The sequence below is a fragment of the Cysteiniphilum sp. GTC20157 genome (assembly GCF_055396795.1).
In genome coordinates this window covers 918252-941234 of sequence record NZ_AP044698.1, presented here as the reverse complement: position 1 = coordinate 941234, position 22983 = coordinate 918252, and the positions used below count along the sequence as shown (strand labels likewise).

General features: G+C 36.7%; 21 protein-coding genes. 3 read left to right on the top strand and 18 right to left on the bottom strand.

The annotated features are described in order from the left end of the window. Nucleotides 1-53 precede the first annotated feature (53 nt). Entirely contained in the window at nucleotides 54-209 is a 156-nt protein-coding gene (locus tag ACZ5V8_RS04230) for a hypothetical protein (protein ID WP_440616306.1), read from the top strand. Nucleotides 210-214: 5 nt separating this feature from the next. Here ACZ5V8_RS04230 and ACZ5V8_RS04225 read toward each other — a convergent pair whose 3' ends face one another. The 17 genes from ACZ5V8_RS04225 to ACZ5V8_RS04145 form a co-directional block, all read right to left on the bottom strand. After that, a complete protein-coding gene (locus ACZ5V8_RS04225) occupies nucleotides 215-433 on the bottom strand; it encodes a hypothetical protein (protein ID WP_440616308.1) in 219 nt (72 codons plus the stop codon). A gap of 113 nt (nucleotides 434-546) precedes the next feature. After that, the gene (locus ACZ5V8_RS04220; RefSeq protein WP_464218482.1) at nucleotides 547-939 is read right to left on the bottom strand and encodes a hypothetical protein; all 393 of its coding nucleotides are present in this window, start codon (nucleotides 937-939) and stop codon (nucleotides 547-549) included. A 71-nt stretch (nucleotides 940-1010) separates the two neighbouring features. Next, a complete protein-coding gene (locus tag ACZ5V8_RS04215) occupies nucleotides 1011-2600 on the bottom strand; it encodes a sensor histidine kinase (protein ID WP_464218481.1) in 1590 nt (529 codons plus the stop codon). Beyond that, the gene (locus ACZ5V8_RS04210; RefSeq protein ID WP_464218480.1) at nucleotides 2597-3292 is read right to left on the bottom strand and encodes a response regulator transcription factor; all 696 of its coding nucleotides are present in this window, start codon (nucleotides 3290-3292) and stop codon (nucleotides 2597-2599) included. The genes ACZ5V8_RS04215 and ACZ5V8_RS04210 overlap by 4 nt, the downstream gene beginning before the upstream one ends. A gap of 122 nt (nucleotides 3293-3414) precedes the next feature. Next, nucleotides 3415-4323 carry a putative adhesin gene (locus ACZ5V8_RS04205; protein ID WP_464218479.1) on the bottom strand — a complete coding sequence of 303 codons (909 nt, stop codon included), beginning with the start codon at nucleotides 4321-4323 and terminating at the stop codon, nucleotides 3415-3417. Nucleotides 4324-4417: 94 nt separating this feature from the next. After that, nucleotides 4418-4762 carry a hypothetical protein gene (locus ACZ5V8_RS04200; RefSeq protein WP_440616314.1) on the bottom strand — a complete coding sequence of 115 codons (345 nt, stop codon included), beginning with the start codon at nucleotides 4760-4762 and terminating at the stop codon, nucleotides 4418-4420. Beyond that, on the bottom strand, nucleotides 4759-7125 hold the full coding sequence (locus ACZ5V8_RS04195; RefSeq protein ID WP_464218478.1) for a type IV secretory system conjugative DNA transfer family protein: 2367 nt from the start codon (nucleotides 7123-7125) through the stop codon (nucleotides 4759-4761). Before ACZ5V8_RS04195 ends, ACZ5V8_RS04200 begins: the two co-directional genes overlap by 4 nt. Further along, nucleotides 7112-7363, bottom strand: coding sequence for an IcmT/TraK family protein (gene icmT / locus ACZ5V8_RS04190; RefSeq protein ID WP_440616318.1), 252 nt, complete (start codon nucleotides 7361-7363; stop codon nucleotides 7112-7114). The genes ACZ5V8_RS04195 and icmT overlap by 14 nt, the downstream gene beginning before the upstream one ends. 2 nt (nucleotides 7364-7365) lie before the next feature. Next, the gene (locus tag ACZ5V8_RS04185; RefSeq protein ID WP_464218477.1) at nucleotides 7366-8559 is read right to left on the bottom strand and encodes an ATPase, T2SS/T4P/T4SS family; all 1194 of its coding nucleotides are present in this window, start codon (nucleotides 8557-8559) and stop codon (nucleotides 7366-7368) included. Nucleotides 8560-8722: 163 nt separating this feature from the next. After that, nucleotides 8723-9469, bottom strand: coding sequence for a type IV secretory system conjugative DNA transfer family protein (locus ACZ5V8_RS04180; RefSeq protein ID WP_464218476.1), 747 nt, complete (start codon nucleotides 9467-9469; stop codon nucleotides 8723-8725). Further along, nucleotides 9469-9954, bottom strand: coding sequence for a DotD/TraH family lipoprotein (locus ACZ5V8_RS04175; RefSeq protein WP_464218475.1), 486 nt, complete (start codon nucleotides 9952-9954; stop codon nucleotides 9469-9471). The genes ACZ5V8_RS04180 and ACZ5V8_RS04175 overlap by 1 nt, the downstream gene beginning before the upstream one ends. A 12-nt stretch (nucleotides 9955-9966) precedes the next feature. Continuing rightward, on the bottom strand, nucleotides 9967-10374 hold the full coding sequence (locus ACZ5V8_RS04170) for a hypothetical protein (RefSeq protein WP_440616323.1): 408 nt from the start codon (nucleotides 10372-10374) through the stop codon (nucleotides 9967-9969). Nucleotides 10375-10388: 14 nt separating this feature from the next. Beyond that, nucleotides 10389-10937 (bottom strand): hypothetical protein, encoded by a 549-nt coding sequence (locus ACZ5V8_RS04165; RefSeq protein ID WP_464218474.1) that lies wholly within the window; start codon nucleotides 10935-10937, stop codon nucleotides 10389-10391. A 162-nt stretch (nucleotides 10938-11099) separates the two neighbouring features. Further along, nucleotides 11100-12143: a hypothetical protein gene (locus tag ACZ5V8_RS04160; protein WP_464218473.1), complete on the bottom strand. Its 1044-nt coding sequence runs from the start codon at nucleotides 12141-12143 to the stop codon at nucleotides 11100-11102. Nucleotides 12144-12161: 18 nt separating this feature from the next. Further along, nucleotides 12162-13193: a hypothetical protein gene (locus ACZ5V8_RS04155; protein ID WP_464218472.1), complete on the bottom strand. Its 1032-nt coding sequence runs from the start codon at nucleotides 13191-13193 to the stop codon at nucleotides 12162-12164. A gap of 19 nt (nucleotides 13194-13212) precedes the next feature. Next, nucleotides 13213-16248, bottom strand: coding sequence for a DotA/TraY family protein (locus tag ACZ5V8_RS04150; protein ID WP_464218471.1), 3036 nt, complete (start codon nucleotides 16246-16248; stop codon nucleotides 13213-13215). A gap of 14 nt (nucleotides 16249-16262) precedes the next feature. Beyond that, nucleotides 16263-16766: a hypothetical protein gene (locus ACZ5V8_RS04145; protein WP_464218470.1), complete on the bottom strand. Its 504-nt coding sequence runs from the start codon at nucleotides 16764-16766 to the stop codon at nucleotides 16263-16265. Between the two features lie 643 nt (nucleotides 16767-17409). Between ACZ5V8_RS04145 and ACZ5V8_RS04140 the strand changes: the two genes are divergently transcribed. Beyond that, nucleotides 17410-18114 carry a response regulator transcription factor gene (locus tag ACZ5V8_RS04140; protein WP_464218469.1) on the top strand — a complete coding sequence of 235 codons (705 nt, stop codon included), beginning with the start codon at nucleotides 17410-17412 and terminating at the stop codon, nucleotides 18112-18114. Nucleotides 18115-18201: 87 nt separating this feature from the next. Then, nucleotides 18202-19065 carry a helix-turn-helix transcriptional regulator gene (locus ACZ5V8_RS04135; RefSeq protein WP_464218468.1) on the top strand — a complete coding sequence of 288 codons (864 nt, stop codon included), beginning with the start codon at nucleotides 18202-18204 and terminating at the stop codon, nucleotides 19063-19065. 663 nt (nucleotides 19066-19728) lie between these two features. Here the strand turns inward: ACZ5V8_RS04135 and ACZ5V8_RS04130 are convergent. After that, entirely contained in the window at nucleotides 19729-22752 is a 3024-nt protein-coding gene (locus tag ACZ5V8_RS04130) for a hypothetical protein (RefSeq protein WP_464218467.1), read from the bottom strand. Nucleotides 22753-22983 lie beyond the last annotated feature (231 nt).

The following is a 22983-nucleotide window of genomic DNA, read 5'->3' as shown; positions in this document are numbered from 1 at the left end:
TAAATTTTAATCTACTTTAAACAATGACTCAATCAACTTTTAGAGGTGACATCATGATGAAGGTAAAAAAACTTGAAAAAGAAATCGCTGAAAGCATCGATAACCCAAAAGATAAAACCATTAATGCCAAATCGGCTAATTTATTTATCAGCAAATTCAAACCAATTGCTTATGGTTTTGTGCTACCGATGAAAACGCTTAAACACTAGAAGTGTTATACCGCTCGTAAATCATTTTGCGGTGTTAGATGTCGAAGAAGTTTTTGATGTTTTTGGGTGATGGAACTGCAGGCAATAGCTGGGACTATTGGCAAAATTGCATCACCCAAAAGGGCGCAAAATTCAATGACAAAAATGCTGTAAAATGGTTTATGGGCGGTATAAATATTCACAACCCATTTTTGCACAACTGTGAACAATTCAATTATTTCCATTTTTACCCCCACTTTATTTCTAAGCTGCCTATGCGGCAGTGAACTCAATTTATACTTGATCCCCAAGATCTTGCTTGCGTGATTTTTTGTCCCTAAGTTAAATGATTTATGTGTTAAGCAGCTTGACTTAACTTCCGCTTTTTTCTGGCTTCTTGCTTGCGTCGTTTTTTCTGCACAATTTCACCAATGCGTTGAACATTGCAAGATAAAACAGCCAAAGCCACATAACAATAAAAACCTTCTTTGCCCTTATCTGGGCAGCGATCAAGTCCATGTTGCTCCAAACAGTTGATTGCTGACTCAACGGCTGAATGCTGATGTCTGGTTTTGACAAATTTAGGATCGCTTTCTTGAATCTTTTCTAACTGGTTTAACTTGCCTTTTTTGGGCATAACAACCTTATCAATAAGCTTTTTAGCCTCTGCAAGATTCACCGCCGAGTAAAAACCTTTATCAAAACTACAGCCTTGCAAACGATCATAATCACAATCAAGATTTAAACGCATAACGCCAAGCACATTAGCATTTTTTGAGACCTTTTTTGTGTCTCTAACTATGGTCTAAAATATGGGGAGTATTATACTATTGGCAATGTGATTTCAAATGTCACCGCGCCAGACGTATTATCAAGTGTTATACGCCCATGATGCGCTTCAACAATACGCCAGACAATTGCTAACCCGAGTCCGCTACTTTGTTTTGATTGTGAATTAAATGGCTGATTTAAGACATCCTCAAGATCAAACAAAAATCCCTCACCATTATCTGTAATTTTAATCACCGCATCGTTATCAAAAATGCTAATCGATACATTGATTATATCACCGCCATATTTATAGGCATTAATCAGTAGATTATTTAATACTTTTTGTATTGCAAATTTATCTAACAAAACCATTATATTCGGATGATCACAAGTAAAGTGCCATGCTTTATCTGGATAAGTAGTACGATGAATTGTAACGATTTTTTCAACCATTGTCGGAAGTAATACTTTATCTAAATTCAATGGTAATTTTACATAACTATATTTTGAATAATCTAGCTGCTGATTAATCAAATGATCTATTTGTATAATATCTTCTTTGATTGATAAGATATGCTTTGCGCGCGCTTCGTTTGTTTTAGCGCTTTCTAACAACCGTAAGGTGAAATGGACTTGCGCTAATGGCGTTTTAATCTCATGTGCGACCATATTAGCAAAAGTCGTTTGTCGTTTTATCAGCGATTGAATGCTGTTTCCCATATCCTTAAGCGTCTGATAAACCGACCATAATACCGATTTAGTCGATAGTTGGATGTCCTTATCAAATGCATTATTGCCATAATTCTGTGCTAAAGACTTTAATTTAATCAAATCCCGATAAAGTGGGTAGGAAATAATAAGTGTCAAAAACACCAATAAAATAGCATCAATGATTAACGCATAAATGTGTGGGTGCAGCTTAACCCAATTATCTCGATAAGGGCCAATAATAATGACTTTATTCGGATTTGGTGATAAGAATTGAATATACCCTTCAACACCATGAAAGGGTTGTGTCGGGAAATAACCCCACTTTTTAATGTCTTGCTGCTCTTGTTGTGTATAAGTTGATAAATTTTTCACCTCAACACCAACTTGATAGACATTCTCTATATATTGAATCACTGAACTCCACTGAGACTCTGGTGTGTTTTTAAATTTACTATAAGCCAATTGATGAATCCACGCATTATTCTTCTGATACTCTATGATTTCAGGCGCACGTTTTTGCAGTGCAAAAAACAAATCACTCTTTAAAACCCGTTGATAAATCATGCTTGGCTTAAACATATCAAAGTTACTTGTGTAGTCATGATTATTATAATCAAAAAGCATCTCACCGGCGTATAACGCTTCTTTTTGTGAACGTATATCTTCTGGTAACTGATCAAAATGAAGTAAATGTAATGGTCTTGTATGCAGGCTTTTTAGTTTATCAATAATAAAAGACCACTTACTTTCTGGCTCGTTCTGAAACCGAGCTTCCAAAGCTCTGAAAACACCAGCAGCATTCATTTCTGCATTTTGCTGGTTGACTTTAAAACCAATATAAGTACTCGATGAAACAACAAAAATGGTCAATATCACTAGCACAGACAGATAGATTAATAACTGACGCGCAATAAATTTAAGCATACTCATTCCCAAGCACCTTGACAAAAAATATACCCTTTACCCCAAATTGTTTTAATTTTGGTCGGATTTTTGGCGTCATCCTCCAAATGCTGGCGTAACTTTGACACCATCACATCAATAAACCGATCAACACCATCATACCCAACACCTTTAATCATCAAATAAAGATACTCTCGCTTTAACAACCTATCAGGATTAAGCGCAAAAATTTTCATTAATTCAAACTCTTTGCTCGTTAACTCAACTGGCTTATCTTTATAGCGCACTTCATAGTTTTTCACATCAACCGCTAATGTCCCATAGCTTAACACATCAGGAACAACATCATTAACAGTCCGCGATGTTAATATCTTGTTAACACGCAACAGTAAAGCCTCGGGTGATACCGGTTTTTTAAGATAGTCATCAGCGCCTAGTCTCAAGCCCTTTAACTCATCGTCAGGATCAGTATGACACGTTAAGAATAAAATCACGCCTTGATAGTCTGCTCGCAACAACTGACAAACTTCATAGCCTGACAAATCAGGCATTTCAACATCTAAGATAATCAAATCAGGGGCAAAGCTCTTAGCAAAAAAAATTCCTTCTTCACCATCATGTGCTGAGCGAACAGTAAAACCATTATCAGCTAAAAAATTGCTAATGAGCTTATTAAGCTTTACATTGTCGTCTATCACTAAGATCTTCTTATCCTGCATGATCCACTCTACTGCACGATATCTCCATAAATAAAGCATAGACAAAAATATTTAAACTGCAATATAACCATTTTTATACTTATAACCACCGACTATAAGCTTTGCAAGTTATCAATAATTTTCTAACGCATCCTTGGCATTTTATTAGAGGAATTATTTTGAGTATAGTTCTCCATAACTTTTGGTTGATCTGGAGTTCGTTTACGTTTTAGTTGATCTGGAATTTGATTATGTTTTAGCTTTTCTGTAACATCCTTGCATTGACGTTCTAGATATTCTATAACAAGCGACTGTTTATTTTTCAGATGTTCTGCACCAAGATTTTTTATATTTTCTTGATATTTTGCAAGATCTTGTTTGTTTTCTAGAAATGTTGTAACGGACAAAGGTGGATAATTAATACACTCTTTCTTCTGATTATTAATGGTTCGACAGGCTAACCAATGATAAACGGTTACTTCGTTCTTAGGCGCGTTGTGGCATAATTCAGACAATCTTTGATAGGACTGATAACTAGCGCTAAATCTACACATCGTTTTCCCTACCTTCCTAAAGTTTTCTATTAACCCTTGGTATTGTCCCTCATACATGTCAGAATGAAAACCGTTAATATAGCCTAAAAAGTGCTCAGGAATTACACTTCCTGGTTCACTTAAAGTAACAAGATTTATACCTTTATTATCCGATAGATCCGATAGATAAGCAGGGGTAATTTTTGTATAACCTATTGCCCCACCTAAAACTAATTTTGAATATAAAGAGTTCCTAAATTCTTTAAATCCTTCAAATGTGAATTTTTTATCCCCATAATCCCTAATTTCGTTAGATATCAAATGCTTGTATGAAGCTGTGATACCAACGTTTAATGGAGAGTAAAACACAACATAAACATTGCCAGGTAACTCAAAGCTTTTATCTTCCTTTATTTCCCCATGACCTAATAAAAAAGATTGTGACGCTTGAGTTTCAACAGACCTGTTTATCTCTTTGCCAGATTGTTTATTTTTATTTGCATTTTGTTTTATAATCATTCAAACTAAATCCTTAATTTTTTACTTATTCTTCTTACATTTTACTCTACGACAACTCCTGTTTAACAGGCTGTAATTGCGTCATTTTGACACATTAAACCAAATCAAGGTTAAGTTTTTTATTCTGACAAATTTTCTCATCATCAATCCAACGCTCAACCAGATCAATTAAATACATTACTAAAATCAGATTTTGCGCTTCATCCTCCGCAAACAACACTTCCTCTGAGCATAAGGCATCTTCTTTGCGTACGAAATTCACTGCAGGTTTTCGATTAAACACATATTTATAATTTCCCTCAACACAGTGAATCATTCGTGGCAAAAAGCCATCTGTTGCCAATACCTCATCAAGCGTATAACCATTGTCTTTATAGCAAAAAGTAATATCTGAATGATACGTCATAAAATACTGACATAATATATTGCAAACACTCATCGTCGACCCACTCCATAAACTTTAGTAATTTGCGATAATTTTTCATACACTTCATCCATCGATTGACATGGGCTATATTTCAAAGCGGTAACCTGTGTTAGCTGACCTAGCAGGCGTTTTTGAATAGCACTAATTTTCGTTGGATGAATACCCTGTTGCAAAGCAAAGTAATGCGTCATACGCATAATCTTTTCTGCCGAAACGGGCGCATCGTTAAAATCAGCATGCAACACATCATAATACGCACTATCTAAACGTCTACTTAATGGGATATTGCGATATAAAGTATCATTAACCTCATGTTGTCCATGCGCATTAATAAACGTTGCACTCTTTTGTAGCTCAGTCAATAGTTGTGCCATATTATCAACTAATAACTGTTCATTTTGCGCCAATGAATCATGACTTTGCTGCACCAATGCCTTTTGATCTATTTCCTGATCTTCTGTCATTTTATGAAACAGCTCTTTGAGTGAATCGCCTAGCTCATGGCGGAGAGTGATGTCATTATCCATCGAAGGAGAGTAGCTTAATATAGCTTTTAGCTGCTGGATTTTATCTTGCGTTAAAGGGGGTACTTTAATAAATCGATTGACTTTAATCTCATCGGTTTGTTTGGGGTTAGCATAAAACATGCGACTACGAATAATCTGTGATCTAAAGAAAATATGGGCATCGCCTTCTCGTTGATCTTTCAAATCCATCAGATCAACACGACTGCGCTTTTCAACAGCTGCCGTTCTCGTATCTCTATAACCTAAAGCATCACCTTGATCTCCCATATTAAATTCTTTGACCGCTGTCAGATAAGCCTCTCCTGCAGTCTTATTAAAAAACTCCCACGTCTCTTGCGGATCCTCAAGTTTCATACAGATCTTAATGTTGGTATTGGCACAAATGGAAGCGGCCTCTTCCTTTGAGGCTTTCTGAAAAGCTGGTAAGTCTTGACCGGCAAAAATCACTGAAAATCCCAATGATCGAGCTTGCGCTGGTACCACAGCGAACCCCTTAACCGCATAATAACCATATTCATCCAATACACAGAGAAATGGCGTATCTGAATTAGAAGGTTTGGCATCTAATACTTCGCGTCGGTGCCCATCAATCTTATTCCCTAAACCTGAGGCAAGCATCGCTTTGAGTGAAGCAATAATTAATTTACCCAAGTTTGCTAATTCATCGGGTGATTTCTCGAGTGCTGGTAACAATACCACCAAAATACGGCGATTTAACACCACATCCTGAAAGTCAACCTCAGCAAGCTCTGTCTTCATAATATGTGCATAGACATCAGCAAGTGAACCAAAAACACGTGTCAACTGCATCGTAATGTAGCCATGTTGCTCATAGGTTTTGTCCGATTGTCCACCGACATTCTTTACCTGATATCCCGGTAAGGTTGCCAAATAATTATGCATCGGATCTGTCACGGCTAAAGGGATATTGCCTTCAAAGACAATACTTTTACCTTCGTGATTAATCAGTTGTTTGTTATAAAGAAAATTTTCGACAACGTCTAATACAAAATAACGTCTAATCAAACTTGCTTCTAATAATAAATAACCTTGATCTCTTAAATACACCAGCATGCGCATTAATGCTTCAACAAATGAAATGGCACGCCCTTTCCACATATCTCCATCACCACCACCTGAAGACTCTGAGGACATCATACTGACCACTAACTGTGACAGCATATCTGATGAACCAATCGCAAAGGGGTTTAAGGTATTTGATAATTTTTCTTCTTTATTTTCTGATGTACTGATATCTTTAGCACCCGTCATAAAATTGATGACCAACACATCATCTTCTCGCCCTAAATAGCGTGCCATCGAATAAATCTTGGCATACAGTGCATTATCCCCCTTACCATCGACATAAATAAAGCCACTACCTTGAACAAGTGCATTGTATGCCAGTGAAACGAGTGTTTCTGTCTTACCACTTCCGGTTGAGCCAAAAATAAGCGCATGTGTGCGCATATCCTCATTGCTAAACCAAAGCTCATGATTACTTTCCTTTTCATTACCAAAAAAGTAAATGCCCTTAGCTTTGCCTGGCTTTGTCTGTCCAGGAAGCGCATTATTATAATCTTTATAACGTGCACCGATGGGCAGTTTAAAGGGTAACTTAGGTGACTGCGTTAACACAACGATTGATAATATTAACGGCAGCCAAATCAACACAATCAATAATTGAGGAACAATTAAAATCACCATCAGTAAACAAAGCATAATAGCAACACTATTGATTGGCTCTAAGACAAAGCTTATGAGTCGCTTTGTTAATGAGCGTGTATCACGAATCGTCGATGCGGCATTCGTTTCTTGTGATTTGGTGACTCCTCTAAAATGCGTCATTGCTAATTACCTTTTTATTGCCAACGAGTAAACTTCGGAACTTTAAACAAAGCCCGATTGGCGAATACTTAAAGAGCTCACACAACAAAAAAAATACGCCACATATAACACTAATGGCAATCGTCCATTGACAAAAATGTACAGCCATTAGCAATAACGGCAAGGCCATATAGGCATTGATAAATAGTAGCTTTGGCGTTAATGCGCTATTGCGCCAATGATAATTGTTATTTGCCATTTTTAAATTTCCTTAATCGCCTTAAAATTTTGTTGATAATAGTGCCAATCCTCTTGGGTTAATTCTCCACGTTGATAATAAGCCATCATTTTCTCCAAAGGCGATGCTTTAGCATCAAGGTGCTGACGTAGATAGCCGATGCCGTCATGCATTGATAACTCAAACAACGCAACTCTCAACGCATGATCAAAAATCACTGTCTGCTGTATCGGCACTAACGTGCCATCAATCAACTGAATAAGCATTTGCCAAACAATAACAGATAGACTACTAATCAACTGGCGATAGTACGCCTCCCTTTGTGCCACGGGCACCATTAACAACATACGATAAAAAACATCAGCCGCATTATTGGCATGTACCGTTGTAATACAAGCATGCCCTGTTAATGCTGCTTCAATTAAGGCATTTAATGTTTCAAAATCGCGTGTCTCACCCAACATAATCACATCGGGAAAGCGACGCATGGCATTAAATACCGCATAACGATAATCCGGTAAGATATCAGGAATTTGCGTTTGACTGACAACTGCTTCACCTGCCTGACTACCAAAAGTATATTCGATCGGTGATTCATAGGTTAATATTTTATGGACATAGGGTAACGCCTGTTGTGCTTTTAAAATACTTGCAATCAAGGTGCTTTTACCACTGCCTGTTGCCCCTGAGATAATTGTTAAGCCTTGTAAATGTATTAATTTCTCAACAACTTCAGCTTGTAAATTTAGTGCTTGAAGCGGCAGGATCTTGTCTTTTATTAATCGCAATGAAATGCTAATACCAAACTGGCTCTGTTGCTGACAAACGGTCATATTGACACGCCAACGCATAGCGGCTGATCTGACGATATAATTGGTATCAATATCATTGCCAGCATGCAAGTGCGCAATGGCATTAGCACCATAAATAAGTTGCGCAATATCTTCTATTTCCTGCACAGATAATTGACGCATACCTTGATAAAGGCGCTTCTTATGTCGCAAAACCAATATGGGTGTATTGGTTTGTAACGTGATATCAGTAGTCTCAGCTGCAGCACATGTCAATAGCAACTGATTGAACTGTTGCTCATTGAGATAGTGATCATCTAGTTTCAATACGTGCATTGGTTTGTTACCTCTGTCATTCAATGGTTTTGCATAAGCGTTGGCTGAGCGTTGGCTGAGCGTTGGCTGAGCGTTAGTCGAAGCCATCATTGCCTTGCCTCGTTGATTTCGACCCTTCGACTTCGCTCAGGGTACGCTTTATACCGTTGGCTGAGCGTTAGTCGAAGCCATCATTGCCTTGCCTCTTTGATTTACCCCCCCCGACTTCGCTCAGGGAACGGGCAATATACATAATTCCAGTTATTTAGTGTTTTCATTTTGTTGCTTTTTGTTGCTTTGCTTTCATCAAAGGCGCCCATAATTTAAAGGCTTTTTCAAATTGCGGATCAGCTTTGATTTGCCAACTATGATCATTGATAATCAGATTATTTTTATCCCCAGTAATACCATGGTTTTGCTTTTGAACATAAGGCAAGCTCACCATATGTTGCAATAATAATTGATGAAACAATACCATTCCCACGTAATCTTGCGTCAATTGATTGAGATTACTTTGGAATATCACGCGTGCCTGATGAATCCCTAAATGCCAGCCCTTAGTAACCGCATCATCCCACTGCTTCTTCTCCTCTTTGGTCTGTGGCAACAAACTTTTATCAGGCACATCCGGTTTAGGGTAATCCATATAAAGATACGTGCGCCAATTAGGTGCCGCTGTTGAAAAGTACGCATTTTTAATGATTCGATAACGCTGACTACCAAAGCGAATCACATTATCACTAATATTGACAAGATTATTTTCTTGCGTGATGACCGGTGGCACAACATAATCATTAAGCATCAAACTAGAAAAGTTATAGATCATATTCAATTTATTTTTTAGTGCATTCTCCTGATCATCAATTGCTTGTGATGCCCAGTATAAACCAGATTGAATGCCCAAGTTCTTTGCTGCATCCAACATTGCTTTCTGACGAATCGTGAGATCTGGCAAGTGACTGACATAGGCACTAGGCGCATACATATTATCTAGTAGCTGTGCATTAGTTACCATTGCCATTACTGATACCTCAAGCTGATAATTTTCTCTTTGGCATTAACATATATACTGGCGCCACCTTTGCTCTGCACATCAATACTTCTTAAGGTATCCAGTATAGTCTGCCAGTCATTGGCTTGATTAAGCACAATCACAATCGGAATGGCAGGTGGGTTGCCGTACACTTGAACAGTAAAGCCTGCAATTTTTGCTAATTTCTCAATCACTGGCTGAATCGGTCCATTCCACACTAAGGTGACTTTTTGCGCTAGTACGTCATCAGGGACTTGTGCTAATGGTAGATCAACCTTTGGAAAGCGCATCGCATTATAGCTGTTTAAGGTATTGACACTTTGACTAATGGTTTGTGCTGATTGATCAAGCGATTTGAGCATAAAGCCATTTATCTCCAACTGCTCAGCTTGTAAGTCAATACTTTGAGGCGTACTGGCACAACCTGATAACATCGCAACCCCTAATAGGGCAATTATATTTTTATTGATCATTGTGTTTCATCATTAATTGTTGTTCAAAGCATTGCTATCAACACTAAAAGTACTGATTGGTTTTGAAGTATCTCCTGCATTATTATCAATAGAGACTTGGAACATCTGGATAAAAGCAACGACACTGATCAGAATAACGCCTATCACAATATGACCAAACGCTTGTTTTAATATATCTTGCTGTGCGCCTTGTGGTGTCAGTGATTTGCGTAATTGTAATAATCCCAAAATCAAATACCACATGCCAATTAATAAGCAAATAAACACCAAAAAGGTTTTGATTTGCTCAAATAGTGTGACAATTCCTGCTGCCCACGACTTAAATCCTTTCACCTCATCGGCAAAGCTCATATTGATTAATAAAACATTAATCAAACCTGCCAAGAGGATATGCTTTAGATTGTGATATAAATTTCTCATTATTATGCTCCTTATTAAAATAAATTGATTAAACTCACAACATTAATGGCATTAACAGCAACCGCGCCAGCAATAATATGTGTCAACACCCTGCCCACTGAACCATCCTGTCCTTCACCTAATTTCACCGCCAAGATAAACCCACGCAAAATAGCGACAATACCAATTACAACCATACACGCAAAAAACAGCTGACTGATGCTACCCCATAACGGATCGTTATTAATCGTAATCGGTTGGTAGTTGAAAACATTATCTGGCTGCCAATTATCATTAAAAAAACTTTTGACTAATAGTTGAATAATCGCTTGAAGACTTAATAAAAATGATCCTGAAAACAGATACATCACAGTTGCCCACGGCGAGTAATGGCGCATCATATGATGCGGTTTACAGTGCATTCTTAAGCGATTAACAAAAACACATAACAATATAAAGCCAATCACACTCGATAGCATAAATAACAGGCTAAACTGATCACTGTTTTGTGGTAATACCAGCACACGTAAATTATCCAGTAAATGCTGTAGGATCGCAGTTAATGACTGATTCATATTATTCATCGTTTTACTTCACTTAAGCTATTGGTGATCAAGGTTACGATTTGCCTATGATTATAATCATGGCAAATTGCACTTGAGAAACACTTCAAAATTTGTTTTGACACGTTTTAGATAAAAACGAAATGTAAACCATTGTATATTAACGTTTTATATTGATACATTTTATAGCTGATTGATATGACTGCTAAATGCTTGAGATTGAATGTTGCCACTATTAATCCAACCACAGGCACTTTGATTATCACCTGCCATCCCAATACTGCTGCTACCGCTACAGGCAAAAATAAATTTTGGCTCATAATAATTAGATTGGTAACTGCAACTCATCGGCGCATATTGGACTGGCTTAACTGAGGTAATACTTGATAAATCATCACTCATATACACCTTACAAAATGGCTGTTGATTATACGATGCCTCAAAATACAACTGAGGTGTTGATGTGCCATCCTTTGCATAATCTTGCTCTGATTTTTGCTGCCAACTAACCATACCATTATTATGAGCAAAACCTAGTAAATATTCCTTAGCACTGCCCATAAAAAGATTGGCTATGTTGATCGTTACAAAATACATTCGATATCTCTTATTATCACTTGGATTAGTCATACACTCGGGTGTGTCATAAGTAATATTATTAGGCCACAACTTATAGCAAGCATTAAATTGATGCAAATCACCCTCTGGCATAAAGCTATTATTATCCTGCCACTGCCCATGTATCACTGGTTTAACCGTTTCATAAATATTCAATGTCATATGTTTTAATAAACTATTATCAATATAATATCTTCCGCTGTAGGACTTAAATTGATGGTTGCCATCTGGTTGATTAATGGATTTTTTCTGTGAATTCCAGATGCCTAACATCCAATCGTAGGTTGCATCATTAGAATAATCATCATAAAAAGGATTTAAATAAAACACAAATTGACCATTATCCTTTAGTTTCAACGTCACTTTGTACTCACTATCTTTTTGATTGCTATTCCATAATAAATAATGATGCTGATATTGATCCGTTGAAACATCATCCAAATTACCATCTTTAACTGCTTCAAAATTAATCGCTTTAATCTCTCTTTGCGACTGAGCATCCATAGTAAACTTTACTTCAAACACTTGTCGCCCACTGCCATCGTCTGCATAGCTTGTCTGAATAAATATCACGATTGAAATCAATAATGCCAAAAATATCCGCTTCATTTCTTCCTCATTCTTTTATCACTTGATTTCGTTATTAATCTCTTTAACCAGTTCTTGCATAAATTTCTCAATAACCGGTTGCGGTAAATGCTCTGCCTTAAGTCGCCTTTCCGCTTCAGAGTCTACCATATACGCAGGATAGGTAACTTTCTCCACATCCTGATTTTTGTAAATCTCTTCATTATTAATTTGTCTTATGACTTTCTCTTGAAATTTCGCTTGTTCCATTTGCTTGTTCTTTAAGATGTCATTTTGCGCTTTGTCTCCTTTGATTTGCACACCCGAAATATCAACACCCTGTTCAATTAATTGATCTAAAACACTTGTCAATTCATTATCTTTTAAGTTTTTTAATGTGCCATGTGGTTGATAGCCTGCTTCTAACATAATTGCTTCAGCCAACGCTTTTGTATGAAACTTTCCATGTTCAAAGCGTAGTGAAAACCCGCCTGCGTGATGGTCATCGCGATACATTTGAAACTGCTGATTTTCGCCTAGTGCCAACTGATATGTATCCTGTCCTCGAGTGTTTATCACTAAAAAATTATGACGCTCATTTTGGTGGTACTCAAACTTGTCAATATAACCGTGCTTATCTTGCGCCTTATAGGCGCTTACTCTTAGGCTTTTAGCAACCTGCTTTAATTTAGCTTGCTCTGCTGCATTTAATAGTTTTTTATCTTTTGCATTATGATTAACCAACGCTTCACTAATCAGATAAGCAAATTTATTTAAGAATTGCGGTGAACGATATTCCTCCAAGGGCACAGAAGCCAAACGTTTACTTTTAAAAAATGCGGTAATATCACTATCTAACTTACCTCTTAAACGATCCAATGATGCATTTGACTGTAAGCTATAGTCTTGTTTGCTTAAAATTTCACGTACTTTTTTTTCCAGTTCAGTTAGAGGCTTAATCTCTTGCTCATACACTGCCGAATCGTCTACATTGCGATTTTTATCCGTTATATCCTCCTGCTTAATGCGCTGATTATTATCTTGGTTCACGTGATTTAATGTATCATTAGTTTTTTGACCTTCTTTAGCCATAACTTTATTTACTCCTCAATTAATCCTTTTGTTCAAAGACATCATTTTTACCATTTTTACGATCATGTTTTTCTTTGCGATCAGCGTAATCAGTTGCTAACTTAGCATTACTATCTCCGCCTAAAGCACCTGACGCTGCCTCACCAACACCGGATATTGCTTTGCCGGACTCCATAACATGTCCTTTACGTGTTGATAGACCTTCCTCTGCACTTTTTTGTCCGGCTTGACTTGCTTGTTGCGCGCCACCTTCTGTGCTTGATTTAATTTGCTGAAACTCCTGCTCGCCAGCTCGCTCGCCACCTGAATGCCCGACCCATTGCAACACTTTATCAGGTAGTAAATAGATAATTGAAAAGCATTTGTTAAAAGCAATTGCCAAAAAGCTCACAAATACAAAAATGGTAAATAAAGCAATAACACCGGATGAAATATTATTGGTCGCAGTATAGTCAACAGCAATTAAATTCATACTACTAACAATACCATGGAAAGCTTGCACCGAGTACTTGACGACAACATAGGTCAATATAACAGAAGTCACTAAGCCAATAATCATCAATACCGGTCGGAAGAATAAATTCACTGCCATTTGAATCCCTGGTTGTGATTTACCAAACACTTGATGTCCCTCAGGATATACCATTCCTAAGGCGACAAAAGGGGCAGCAATAAAGGCTTCAATAACCAATAATAGCCATGCAATTTTACCCGCCCAAAAGAAGAAAAAAGGCGCTAACGGTAAAACTAATGAGAACATAATACCATTAATAAAAACCAAACTTAAAATAACAAATAAAATCGGTAAATACATCATTTGTAACATCAACTTATAGAGGCTCATCACTGAAATAGCGGTTTGTGCCTGCATCGTTAAATGTGCCGTCCCTTGCAGTAATTTACCCGTTCCCTGCAGCGCCATTCCGACAAATCCAGGCTCATTATTAAAAATGGCAAATGCCGAGGTTGCAACGCCTGCAGTACCAAGTGCTAGAGCACCGGCATTTAAGCCAAATGACGCCCATGCTGCATTTTTTTGAGCCACTTGCAGGTTATTAAATTGTGACGCAAAGTAGGTATAGGTATTTTGATAGGCATTAAGTGCACGATTAATCATATCACGCCCTAAATTTTGCAACTGCTGAATATATGAGCTTTGGGTATATCCACCGTTATCCTTACTCTGACCAAACTTATAAATCTCATCGAGAATACTGGTCACATCATCTTTTGCTTGATTTGATGAGGCATTCTGATTTTGGAACAACTTATTTAAAATCGCAGTCACTGCATCTTTGGCTATGTCAGAGGTGTTATCACTCATACTATTGTTGCTTTGAATAAAACTGACACCATTGATATCAAAGTACGTCATCAGATTAATTAAATTATTTAATAAGTTTTGCGCCTCTGTTTGATTTTGTTTATATAGCGGTTCGGCAATACTCATAATCATTTGAATATAAGATTGGGCTTTAGCCGATAAACCATTGTTGATAGACTGCTTAGCCAATATATATTGATCAGAAGACTGACCAAATACTTTAGCAATAAAAGCTAAGGTCGATTGCATTGATCCGGCTTGCAGCTGCCCACTGGCAACTAACTTCCAAAGATCGGGGGCATTTTCTTCTGTGACATTTGCCGTCCCTTTTAATACATCTCTATTTTCTGTAATTGACCGTGGCAATTGCTGTGAACCATTAATGTTATATACACCGTTGCTATCCGGCTGAAGTCCTGTATTGCTAAAAATAGTTTGTGCAGACACTTTCTGTAGATAAATATTAGATATAACATTGGTAATTTGTGTGTCACTTGATGCTACTTGCATTTTTTGACTAATCTGACTAAATGCTTGCTGCAATGCTTGAATATTGTCGCTAAGCATTTGATCCAAAAACAGATATTTTTGATCAGCATCCCACCAGGTACTTTCTAGCTTATCGCTAGACCGCTTGGGAATTTTCTGGTGATTTATTGCATATATGGTATTACCACTATAGCTAGATAATAGCTGTGCATCGGTTGAATTAGGTGTGAAAATATCCATTTTAGCAAAGGGGTTGTTATCCCTTGTAAGGTTTTTTAACTGTGTATTAAACTGAGCTTGAGATGGAATCTTTAGATGAGTTTTTTCTATTTCATCTCGGTACGTATCTAAATATTGAGTCTGACTATTAGCTCTAAGTAAATAATCAGCATTTACTGTCATATTGCCCAACCCCAGCTGATAATAGGTTAGTTTACCGTTATTATCATTAAGCATGACGCCACATATGCTATTACCCAACTGTATGCATTGACTGAAATTATTGGTCAGAAAATTACTCACCCCGCCACTATCTTGTGGTAAGAAAGTTGCCAAATTAAGACTTGACTGTTGATCTGGCTGCCATATATCAAGCAGTTGATTGATATTGGATTGATTAACCCCTTTGAGTGATACATCATAGCTAAATTGACATTTTTTCAATTCCTGACTATTGTTACTTGCTGTTAATGTCATCTGTAATGTTTTATCGATATCCGAATTGCAGTTAATAACCTTATCATTTTGTGCTGCGGCATAAGCATTAATCACAAAACCATGCAACAAAAAATAGGCATTTTGATCAATAATCTGTTGTGATAGCCCACTGGGAATAACTGCCTGTGAGCCATGAGCGGCAGCAGTATACGCATCATGCCAAATATGATCCGCAAAACCCACCCCCATGCTGACTAAATTAAATATTGCCCATTGCGCCATACAATAGCCTGATTTCGTTGGAATCACAGCAATGGCACCAAATACCGTTCTCAATGGTAACCAATAGCTATCCCAATCTTTGCCTAAAAACACACCATCGCGTGCTGAATGAATGGTGCCTGCAAATAGGATATAGCCAAACAACACCATACCAATGGCTAACATACCAATATTAAAGCCATAGATAACTTGCTGAAAAAGTGTCACTGAGGCATCATGCAATGAAAATGGCATGCCGCCGGTTAAAAATTGTTGCAGAATGCTTATTGATGTATCCTTACTTGCTGGTGCCCACATACTCATAATTAAACGCCCTTTTAGCTTTGCTGATTTTTGTCATTTTTTCTATTATCTGCACAGTTCTTATCATGCTGATGATTATTGATAGAGGAATTGCCTCTCAATAGTTGAAAATATCCAGCTAAAGAAAGTCGCTTTAGTTTGTGCTTTGCTTGTGTTGACCACATGTGGTAACGAAAGACATATAAAAATAAAATCACGTTGATCATCAACATCATTAACGCTGATTGCCAAATCGCATGGCTTTCAACCAACAAATACAGAAAGTATCCCGTGCCGAAAATAAATAATATAAGAAAAAAATACAAACGATACTTTAACGCTGTTAAGCACTGATGATAAAGCGTATCATCCGCTAGCATTTGATCGACTTTTTGCGCATCTACACTGTGTTGATTGATCTTTGCTATCGTTTTAAATGGTGCTTTCAAAATATCTTTTAGCACACTATGCTGCTGTTTGATAGCATCCACCATAAATGCACTACGTACCAATTTTTTCGTTCGCTTAAATGTAAACATACTTACTTACCATTGAACTGACTCATCCTGATACAAAATGATAATAACAAATACAGATTACACACTTTCTTTTATGCCGCAAAATGACATCTTCATATTACCTAGACAACATAAATGGTTAGGCTATTTAACCTCTTTTTAATGACACAAAGTTTACGCTTTCCTACATATACCCATCACAAAGTAATGAATCAAGAATAAGTTGCGTCAGCTAATACCTCTCCCCTTGCGGGAGAGGTCGTGCAGCTTAAGCTGCACGGGTGAGGGGGGTAATTAAAGCCCAACTTATTTTTGAATTATTACAAACCAATTTACAGCATTTCTGCTATTGAATTTCTTGCACTTTTGAATGATTGGTTTTTGCTAATAGTCCTAGCTATTATCTGCAACCCAATCACCCAAAAGCATCAAAAACTTCTTCAACATTAAACACCACAGAATGATTTACGATGGGTATACCCCTCAAAAATTGAGGTGATTTCAAAATAAATCTGTCGATAAAATATACTCACCCCTAGCATATACCGCTTGCAAAAATTTTGTAACCGGTACGACCTATCATCAATTATTTTCTGTAATGACTAATTGATTGATGACGGCTATCAACAAATGGCAAAACAACAAGAAACAAAAAGGATTTAAAATGAAGCAGCACATTGTCTTTATCGGTAATAATGATCTTAAAAACAGTGACCTATATCTCAAAATGCAGGCACTTAATCACTGGAATTTATTTGTTGCTAAAACGCCAAAAGATATCAATCGCATGCATATGCAAGGATCACTCTGCTTAATTCATGCTGCGTATTTTTTACAAACTGACGTTGCCACATGGCGCACACTAAAAGCGCGACATAATTTATGTTATATCGTCTATGATTTCACGCAAGAGAATGAGTTTACCAGTTTAAAAAATGGTGCTGATGATTATATTGCACTGCACAATCCCTTTGATTATTTGATTAACCGTGTCAGCTCCAGACTAGACTATGTATCTGTCAAATCGACTATACCACTAGCACAAAAAGCACAAAATATCGTGCGCTTTAATCAGTGGCATTTTGATCTGATTTCACTGTCGCTTTACTTTGAAGGTAACGAGATTCACTTAACCCAAAAAGAAAAGCTGTTAATGAATATCTTTATGCAGCATGACTTTGAAATTTTATCGCGCGAGAAATTACATGCCATTTTATATGGTGAAACCGATAACCCAGAGTTTTTGCGTCGCATTGATCTGCTGGTCTCAAGACTCAAACGTCGCTTAGAGTCGTATGCAGACGATCATCAGTATTTCCAAGCCATCCGCCATAAAGGTTATATTTTCTGTATCCCAACACGTTGGTAGTTTTTTTACGTACAATTTCCATACAATTTTAGCATTCTGACAACAGCTTATAGATGATAGATTATTGCCACCTAGATTATTGAATAGATGACTAACGATCATATGAAATCAAAGCAACAAAACACACAGTCAAATGCACATGAGTTATTACAACCAAGCATTCAATTGCAAACATTCATGACATCGATACACCGACATTTGCAAACGCACAATCTTAGTCTAAGTGAGATCAATCTGATATTTACTGACAAAAAATCACAGGAACAAGTCAAACAAGTCAAAGCATTTGCCAATTTATCCTATGCCAAAAGATACTATCAGGCAAAGGTCTTTGATATTGATCCGAGCTTTTTGACGGATACAACGTTTAATGATAAAAGCTATAGCTGGCAAACGGTCTTCTCGCAACAACTAATTGGGCATTATTTTCAATCGTTGCAATACCCAAATATCCCTTATCGCCTTGTGACACAAACAACCATTGATCATATGACGTTGATACTACACTATGATTACCCCATGGAGGTTTTATTGTCACTGAATCAACAGAATTACTTGATGGAAGCAAGTAAAATTGCATCAGACTATGTACTTACAAACTATGCTAATAAACTCAAACAACTCGAAAAATTTGCCTACGCATATACTTCAAGCCTTAAAGATTCATTCAATATGCATCAAAGTTTAGCCCCTTATAAAAGTGATCAATTAATTGCGTTTTATAATGCATTACATCAAGAACATCAATTGTTACCCTTGTCACAAAAACAAAAACAAATTGCCAAACTTGCTTATGAAGGCTGTACCACTAAAGAAATCGCCTATAAGCTTAATATTGCCAGTTCAACAGCCATTGATTATCTGAATACCATCAAAGCAAAACTAGGCACTGACAGCAAAAGTGCATTAATCCAACTATTACATCATTGTCCGTTTTTATTTGCCGCTTAATCGTTTCCTAAATCATTTACTAGCATATTACCGATCATATCTACTCCTTAAAGCTTGTTGTTTTTTAAATTCGCCCCTTCGACTTTGCTCAGGAGACGATTGATATTGTTGAACAATGTTTACCTCTCCCCTTGCGGGATGCTCGCATAGCTTGCTATGCGGGTGAGGGGTGTTGCGACAAAATTTAACTCCACCCCTGTCACCTTAGTTTTCCTTCACCGCTGTTTCACAGCTGATGTGACCTACTTTTGGCATTGCCCCAAAAGTAGGCAAAAACGCTAGCCTCACAAATTTCTTAACGCTTTTAAAACAGGTGCTTTGCAAACTCGTTTCACTCAAACAGTGCAATGCATTTATCTGTTTTAAAACCTAAAATTTGCTATGGCAATATTACCGATCCCCCCACGCGCTGGCTGAGCGTTAATTACCTCTCCCCTTGCGGGAGAGGTCGCATAGCTTGCTATGCGGGTGAGGGGTGCTTAAATTAAACTCAACTCATTCTTGATCCATTGACTGACTTAATGCCCATTAACTTTTTGCGCCCAATCCCATGGGATTGGCATTAACAAAACGTGTAGGGCGAGCTTTTTGGTGACACAGTTGAGTGAACAGTCTCGCCACGCCAGTGGCAGGCATCATCAAAAAGTTTCAATTATTCGCTGCTCACGCATTAACTTCAACTTGAGGTTGATTAACCATCTCATTATACGCTTGGATTAAATGATCCGTTTCTTTCTTGGTTGTAGAAGTCATCTGCCCTAAGAATGACGTTCGGTTTTTATATAACTCGCCTTTATCTTCAATGCTAATAGATTTGCCATGCGCTAACTTATCAATGACTTTATCAATCTCAGCAATTTTCTTATAGCCTGGCTCTAGGCGGTAGATTTCATCGTCAATTGCCTTATTAATTTCTTTAGCTGCACTACTTTTCAAGCGATCATCACTTTTAGCATATCTAGATTCAATTTTTTTCACTGCCTGCGATAAGTTTTGAAATGATGTTGTTACACCATTATGCATCCCAAAAAAACCACCTCCTCTGTGCACATTCACATTATATTTTTTTAATTGTGCATCTGTACTTTTAATCAACTCGTCCATAAACTCGCTACTAAATTTACCACTCTCTGGTTTATAGCTAAGAGCAACTTTCATATCTTTAAGACCTCTTAAGCGACTGTCTAAATGCGAATTATTATGATCATTTCGTCTATCTTGAATCTCCTGAAGTATACGTTCTTTTTGTGATGTCAGTTTCTTAATTAAACCACCTGTTAAATCAACTGAATAAGTATTAAATCGCTCGATTGGTTTTTTTAATTTACTCTGTTGGGTTTGACTTAACTCTATGTCATTAGCAATGTCCTCATCAATGTTAACCTTTTCGTTGCTGCCAATTTTCTTGGCTAATTTGCACAGTGACATACCTGGTATATCATTTTTAGCAAAGCTATTATCACTTGAATTATCTGAACCAAAATTAGAACTCCTTGCATCGTTATTATTTTTATTCACATTTACAGCCGAGAGATTTTGATCAAAATGATCTTGTATGACTTCAGTGTAGATTGACTTAATCGTATTTAAAGCCTCTTTTTGGTATGAATTATAGTTCTTGTCCTTGCTATCAATAGTATTAAAATCAAAACCTTCTTCGTGCTTAGCTAAAAGATCAAACGTTGTTTTCACTTGATAGTCTTTAGTATATTGGTACAGTGCATTATAACTCTCGGCGTTGATACCAAAATTTTTACCAAGACCTGTATTTTCTTTTAATGTTTTCAAGTCACCTATCTGAAGAAGTCTCTTTTCTTTAATGCTTTCAAATATCGAAAACATCGCATTTAATTTATTTTGCCTTTCACTAGCTAGATCATTATTTTTATCAAGCGTACTAGAGGCTTTATACTCAATCAATGCAACTCGATCAAACTCTTTTATTAATGCATTGATAAAACCTTTGTTATGATCTGTCGCATCGGTATCTCGATAGTCTATTATCGTGTAAAGCTTCTTTCGATTTGCACCTTCATTTGAATTGTTGATTTCAACTTCACTCGAATTGTTGATTTTAACTTCACTATTCGCGTAATTTTGCGCTTTTTTTACTGCATTAAGCTTAATATCTTGCCCTTTAGCTTCAATTTGCGCAACTACCACGTTATACTGAGGATATTTTGCTGCTAAGTCTTTTATTTCTTTTTCCTCATTTTCTATTTGTCTTTGATGCACATCATCTGCGCTTATAATATTGCCATTATCACCCTTAAACGGCGCAAAGCCAGTACCACTTAAGGATAATGTTTTATCTTCTTTTACAGGTTGAGATGTTTTACCATGTTGGAAAATGGCATTAATTAACTTATCGGGTCTTTGGGCAATACTTGGGTCTTCTGGAAGGTTAGTAATTATCGCACTTATCTCGTCTTGAGTAAAACGATTAGCAAGTAAATCATTAACCGCGATAAATTCTTCACTTGTATATATTGCTTGAACAAAGTTTTTCACATGCTTTTGACCACTCTCTGTCAATGTGCCATCTTTACAAAATGCTTGTTGAAACATTTGAGTAAAATGCTCTTTATGCTTTAGCTGGTAAGGTTTTTCTGTGTTATTCTTCCCAAAAAAATAGTTAAATCCCTGTTTTAAATAACTCTGTGATGATCCCATTTGCACCATCATTTCATTAAAAATTTTATCATTTAGCACTTTATATGCTTCTTTGTATTGATCTTCAGTCACACCTTCCTTGAAATGCTGATCAAACTCGTAATCCTGATGCTTAACGCTATTTTTAAAGTAATAAATCGTCGTCTTCTCATCATCTATATAATAAGTACTTGGATGATCATCACCGTGTGATTTTTCAAGGTTATGGTAGTTTATGACTTCCTTTTGATTACATAGATCATTGACATCCTTGCCAGACTCAGTTTTATTTGTCAGGTTATCGTACTCTCTTAGAAACTCTGTGCGATTTTCGATAAGCTTAAGCATTTTATCATCTAAATAACTATCAACTACTGATTCATTATTGTTCTTTTTAACGATTTTAAACGCTAGATCTTTAACAAAAACATCAGGCAAACCCGCTTTAAACGGTTGTTGATTAATCTCCAAGCCTTCTGAGCGTTTCTTAAAGGTTAATTGTAAATTATCAATAGCCTCTGGTGACACTTCAATGCGATAGCCTGCTTCTTTAAGTGCAGATTTAAAAGAATCCCAGTTCTGCTGATCAGCAAAGTTAATATTAAAATCACCACCGATAATATCACCTTCTTTTGCTTGAGTTAGCACAGTTGACAATTGCTCGAAAGCTTTTTTATTATCAGAATCAAAATGTACCGCGATCATATTACCTTGACGTGTGGCTTTAGATTCGCCTTTTTTGTCAGTTAGTAAAGTTTCTTCAGCAGTATCATCCTTTGAATTCATAACTTTAACGTCATTAAAATTTACTAAATTATTCAAAAAGCCATTAGACTCTAGTGCAATAAACAATTCCGCCTTATCTAAATCTTCTAAATCATTTTCAGCTTTATAAGACTCAATATCTATGAGTAGTCTTTTAGCTGTTATATTATCTTTAAGTTTCTTAAGCTTCTCCTTAAGTAATTCAAGTAACGTCATCCCACCATAAATTTTCTTATCGCTAAATAATTGCTCTGGGGTTAGTTTAGCCATTTGTTATTCTCCTATTCGTTATCTTAGGTTAAGTTTTTGCACCCTTGCTATTGAATCAAAAAACGTCACAGAAATCAGTTATTGACACTGCTTGAGATATATCATCAAGATCCTGATAAAATGGCGCCTTGCCGCTAGATAAAAGTCTACTTTAATGTCTTTTTCGTCGCAAAAAGTATCAATGTTTACGATTAAAGATACATCTAAATTATCAAATAACCGCTGTCATCC